At 42.6% G+C, this 5821-nt stretch carries 6 protein-coding genes; all 6 read left to right on the forward strand.

The window, feature by feature from the left end:
• The first annotated feature begins 153 nt into the window (after positions 1-153).
• Entirely contained in the window at positions 154-558 is a 405-nt protein-coding gene (locus AC3EBE_RS23845; protein ID WP_488597525.1) for an ArsR/SmtB family transcription factor, read from the forward strand.
• A gap of 71 nt (positions 559-629) precedes the next feature.
• A complete protein-coding gene (locus AC3EBE_RS23850; RefSeq protein WP_488597526.1) occupies positions 630-2843 on the forward strand; it encodes a heavy metal translocating P-type ATPase in 2214 nt (737 codons plus the stop codon).
• 30 nt (positions 2844-2873) lie between these two features.
• Positions 2874-3506 (forward strand): hypothetical protein, encoded by a 633-nt coding sequence (locus AC3EBE_RS23855; protein WP_488597527.1) that lies wholly within the window; start codon positions 2874-2876, stop codon positions 3504-3506.
• 192 nt (positions 3507-3698) lie between these two features.
• Positions 3699-4292 carry a hypothetical protein gene (locus AC3EBE_RS23860; RefSeq protein WP_488597528.1) on the forward strand — a complete coding sequence of 198 codons (594 nt, stop codon included), beginning with the start codon at positions 3699-3701 and terminating at the stop codon, positions 4290-4292.
• Positions 4293-4319: 27 nt separating this feature from the next.
• On the forward strand, positions 4320-4718 hold the full coding sequence (locus tag AC3EBE_RS23865; protein ID WP_488597529.1) for a hypothetical protein: 399 nt from the start codon (positions 4320-4322) through the stop codon (positions 4716-4718).
• A partial coding sequence (locus AC3EBE_RS23870; RefSeq protein ID WP_488597530.1) for an ABC transporter permease occupies positions 4715-5821 on the forward strand: 1107 nt, incomplete at its 3' end. The genes AC3EBE_RS23865 and AC3EBE_RS23870, both read left to right, overlap by 4 nt.

Below are 5821 nucleotides of genomic sequence, written 5' to 3' on the forward strand. Positions count from 1 at the left end.
ACCACGAAAAGAAAATTATAGGAATATTGCTGATTGTTCTTGGAATAACGGGATATTTTATTGGATAGAATTCATTAAAAAATATTGATTTGCTGTTTTCCAGATATATTATTATATTTTCGCAAATGCGAAAATGAAAAACAGAGAAAATCTATGGAAAAAATTACAGTAAAAAATAAAATTAAAAATCAAAATCGTAAAGCCGATTCGTGCAAGGTAATATGCTTTAATGTTGAAAAAGTGAATAAGGTCAAAACCTCACTGCCAAAAGATAAAAAGTTTGAGGAACTGGTTGATATTTATGCTATACTGGGGAACATTACGCGATTAAAAATCATCTTTGCTCTTGCAAAAGGTGAACTTTGTGTTTGCGACATTGCGAATGTTCTTGGCTTAAGTATTCCCGCAACTTCGCACCAACTGAAATATCTCTATGAGCACAAGTTGCTGAAATACCGGAATGATGGGAAGATGGTTTACTACTCTCTCAATAGCGAACAGCTTATCAATATTTTGAAAGACGATGTGAAGTTCATCGAAGATGTTTTGAAGGATTAATTTTTTTAACAAATCATTTTCGTAACAGCGAAAATGAAATTGAAGTTTTATATAAAAAATAAGGTGATACTATGAGCAAAAAATTTGTCAATAATGATCTTGAATGCGGCAACTGTGCAACAAATAAAGAGAGAACAATCAGCAACGCATCATTTCCTAAAAACGGCTCTTTTAATCTCAAGGATTCTGTCAGGATTGTTCTTCATATACACGAGATGGATTGTGAAGATGAAGTAATTCTTATTCAAAGAAAAATAGGGGCATTGAATGGTGTGCTTTCTCACAATACAAATTTGATGACACAACAGCTTCAGGTGGATTATAATCCACAATTGTTATCGCAAACCGACATCATCTCTGCCATCCGGGAAATAGGAATGAGCGCAGTTGTTGTTGAAGAGAAACAACCATCGAAGAAACACTGGTGGCAGGAGACTAAAATTATTTTTCTGCTCATTAGTTCCGTGCTCACCGCTGCAGGATTGATATTGGAACAGTTTTCTGTACACGATATTCTCTTGAAGATTGTTTACACACTCGCAATCATAATCGGCGGAGTTTATCCAGCGAAAAGTGGAATACAAGCGCTCAGGACTTTCACACTAAACATCAACACGCTTCTTATCGCGGCAGTTATTGGTGCGGTTGCGTTGGGCTTGTGGGAAGAAGCGGCAATTCTCGTTGTGATTTATTCGCTTGGCTCTGTTTTGGAAGCTTATGCAGTCGACAAAGCGCGGGGTTCTATTCGTGCATTAATGCAATTGGCTCCAAATAACGCGCTCGTAAAAAAGAACAAAAAAGAGATATACATTCCAGTTGATCAGATTAATGTTGGAGACGTAATTATTGTTAAACCGGGTGATAGGATCCCAATGGATGGAAAGGTTATTTCTGGCTCATCGGCAGTTGATCAATCTCCTATTACCGGAGAATCAATTCCGCTCAATAAAGTGGTTGGAGATGAAGTTTTTGCAGGAACACTTAACCAGCGAGGATTTCTTGAAATTCAGGTTACAAAACTTTCAAAGGATACTACACTCGCACGTATTATCCACTCGGTTGAAGAAGCGCAAGCACGCAAGTCATCATACCAGCGCTTTACCGAACGGTTCGGAAGAATCTATACACCGCTGATGTTTGTATTGGCAATCGTTGTTGCAATTGTACCGCCTCTCATTCTTGCTGAACCTTTTTCAATTTGGTTTTACCGCGGATTGATTTTGCTTGTGGTCTCTTGTTCGTGCGGTTTAGTTCTTTCGGTTCCAGTAGCAGTTGTTGCTGCAATCGGTAATGGTGCCAAGCACGGCATCCTTATCAAAGGCGGAGCTTATTTAGAAATTGCCGGTGGTATTGAGGTAATAGCATTTGATAAGACAGGCACACTGACGATGGGTAAGCCCGAAGTGACTGATATTATTCCACTTAATGAGATGCGTGAAGAAGAGATACTGATCATCGCAGCAGCAATCGAATCACGTTCTGAGCATCCGCTTGCCGATGCAATTCTCCGTGCAGCATCGAAAGAATTCAAACCAGAAGTAACTGACTTTGAAGCTATCCCCGGTTTTGGAGCAAAAGGAAAAATTAAGGATACAGAATACATCATCGGGAATGAGAGATTGTTTCAGCAAAAGCAAATCAGGTTAAACGGTGCCGAGCACTTTATGTCAAAACATGAAGAAGAAGGTAAAACGGTTATGCTGGTTGGCGATGCAAATGAAACACTGGGTGTTATCGCTGTTGCAGATCAGGTTCGACCCCAAGCAATAGAAGCAATTAAAAAGTTGAAGGAGAGCGGAGTAAAACACATTGTGATGTTGACCGGTGATAATGAGCGAACTGCTAAAGCTATTGCTGCAAAGCTTGGTATTGACGATTATAAAGCAAAGCTGCTTCCCGATGACAAGATTGCTGCGATTCGGGAACTAAAACAACAATATGGAAAAGTTGCAATGATTGGAGACGGTATTAACGATGCACCCGCGATGGCAGAGGCGGATGTGGGAATTGCGATGGGCGGTATAGGGACCGATGTTGCCCTTGAAACGGGAGACATTGTGCTGATGGCTGATGATCTTACTAAACTTCCATCGGCATTCAAATTAAGCCGGAAGTCAATTGCTAATATTAAACAAAACATCATTGCTTCGCTGGCTATCATCCTCTTTCTAGTTGGTTCGGCATTGCTTGGCAAGATGGACCTTGTGGGTGGTCTGCTGATCAACGAGGTCAGTGCACTTGTTGTTATCGCCAATGGTCTAAGACTTTATAAAATCAAAATATAATATGAAAGGAACAGAATGCGACTTCTGCTTATGAGTTTTATGTTATCTTTATTCATATCAAGTCTTCAAGCGCAAAGTTTACAATTCGCCAGCGGCTTCGATACTCGCTACCAGAAAACACATGGTGAACCAAACACTTTTGAACTGCGCGGAGCTTTTTTGAATCTGCGTAAAGTCTTTAGCGATGAACTTGGCGACCGTCTGATTCTAGTAACTCAATTCGACTTTGAAGATAATTTTCGTGAATCGCATTTCTATTACACGTACGCGCAGGTTAAGGGACCGTTAGGAAACATCAACTTCCGCATAGGTCGCTATGTGCTGCCATTTGGACTGTTAACATATTACGATACCGAGCGGCTTTTACTTCTAACATTAGAAAAGCAAAGTCTCGGGATCAAGACAGACGTCGGCGCTCAGGTCTTTGGTTATTTCGGTGATTTTGATTATGCACTTTCGCTTTCTAACGGTGTCGGAAGATACTGGAAAGACATAGACGATAACAAACTTGTTATTGCAAGACTTGGATTGAATTGGGAGGACACAAAGTTTGGACTTTCATATCTTAACGGCAGAATTTTTACGCCTACAACACGAGAATTTCCAACTACGACCTGTTCACTATTAGAAGCGAACTGCTTTACGGGAGTGAAGATGGCGTAACGGTCGGCGGCGGATTCTTACAAGTTGATTATTCTCTCTCTCCTTCGCTCGACTTGAATCTTAAATATGCTGCCTGGAATAACATCACTACAAAGCATTTTCCGGGAATCGGATTTTCATATAAGTTCTTCAGCGGGGCTTATCTTCGTTTTGCAGACACATTTCAAATTATTAACAAAAAGGTTGTGAACAATGAATTTCAAATTCAAATTTATGTCGAGTTTCTCAGTCATATTTAAAGCATTCGTTTCATTTGTGCTCCTCTTTGCTTTCTTCGTTGAAGCTCTTGCTGATATATGCGTCTGGCGGGATCCAGAGCGTACAATGACGAAGCTCTTTCCGAAAGCAAAAGACTATTTGACCATCGACAAGAAAATCTCCAGCGACGTCCGGGAACGCATTGAACAGCGTTTAGGAGAGCCTCTTCACCCGGCCGAGCGGGAAAACTGGATTTACTATGAGATAAAAGGAACAAAAGGAGAATCGCTTGGCTACATTCTCACCGATGCAGAGAAAGGTGAATATGGTGTCATCGAAATGGTAATGGGCATTACGACTGATGGTAAGATCATCGGCTCGTATATCCAGCGTGCACGTGAACGAAACAAAGAATTTAAATCAAAGGAATTCCTTGACCAGTTTGTGGGAAAATCGAAAGATGATCCGATTCAGATTGGCAAGGACATTAAAGCCGAAAGCGCTCTCGCCACCGAGCGAGTGGCTTTCGGGGTTCGGAAAATGCTTGTGATGTTTGATGAATTAAAATCTAAACCACATAAAAATTAAAATAACATTCAAGAAAGGAACAGTACCATGAAACATCTTTTAATTGCAATACTTACCATTGCCTTTATTGCAGGCTGCTCGAAAGAGCAAAGGGACAAGCCAGCAACACAAAAGCAGACCGAGCCAAGCACCAACGCTGTCGTACAGGAGAAACCATCCATCCAAACAGTGAAAATGGAAGAACTCCTGAAGGACCCAAAAGCCTACGAGGGCAAAGATGTGGCTGTCGGCGGCGTCTTCAATAGCATCTGCTGCCCAGACGATTTTGTCATAAAAGATGGGTTCAATATGATCGAAGTGTACATAACTGATCAATGCCCGATGCCAGACAAGTCGAAGCTGCATTCAAAGATGCAGGTGCACGGAACAGTGAAAGTCAAGGGCGATGAGGTGACGCTTGTCGCAAAGGAGGTGAAGATCGAATGACGCTTTTCAAGCTCGCTCTCAAAAACCTGAAGCGTCACCGCATCAGGACCGCTTTGACCACGCTTGGTGTGGCAATTGCTGCGGCGACGCTTTTTTCGATTCTCTCATTCGACGTGGGGTACCGTGAGTCCCTCCACGAAGAAGTAGCTGGCACGGGCATTCATCTTTTTGTGTCTACGGAAGGATGTCCCCTTGAAGCTGCATCGCTCATCATTCACGGCGGTGAGATTCCAAAGTTTCTTCAGATGGAACGGCTCAAGGAAGTCAAGAGTGTTGAAGGTGTAAAGGAAGCAGCTGGATTTTTGATCTTCTCTCTCCCAACGCCCGATGGCTCAAAGATTGACCTGTTCTACGGCATTACCGATGATGTCCCCAGGCTAAAGCCCAATTGGAAGATCAGGGGAAGTTGGTTTAAGGACGAACATTCCATCATTCTCGGCTCCGAAGTCGCGCGCATCGAAAAGCGTAATGTGGGAGATAAGATTTACATTGAGACGCTCGACGCAGAGTTTGATGTCGTTGGCATTCTGGAACGAACTTTTGGGCAAGACGATGGATTCTACTACCTGCCAATTGAGGTTGCGCAGAAACATTTCCGCAAAGAAGGAAAGCTGACCGCAGTCGGCGTCCAACTGTATGATATTACCCAATTGCAATCAGTCAAGAACAAGCTTGAAACGCTTCCCGATGTTTATGTCGTCCCTGCGGAAGATATAAGCAAAAGAATCCTTGAGCTTATTGGCGGCACCAAAGCCCTAATGTATTCGGTGCTGTTGATTGCACTTCTCGTAAGCGGCTTAGGACTTTTGAATACGATCTTAATAGCGACATTTGAGAGGCAAAAGGAGTTTGGATATATCCGGTGCGTCGGTGCTCAACCATTCGATGTCCTGAGGCTCGTCACGATCGAGACGCTTATCATGTGTGTTATCGGTATCGCAAGCGGAATCATCGCAGGCTTCTTGTTCTCATCCGGTATAGAACAATGGATCCGTCAGTTCCTCCCCTACATACCTGCAGGCAAGCTCCTTCGTCCGGATACTTTTGTTGTGTCGCTGACGGCTGGAGTAACATTGATTCTTGGCGTTTTGGCGGGCTTATAC

This window comes from Mesobacillus sp. (assembly GCF_057785455.1).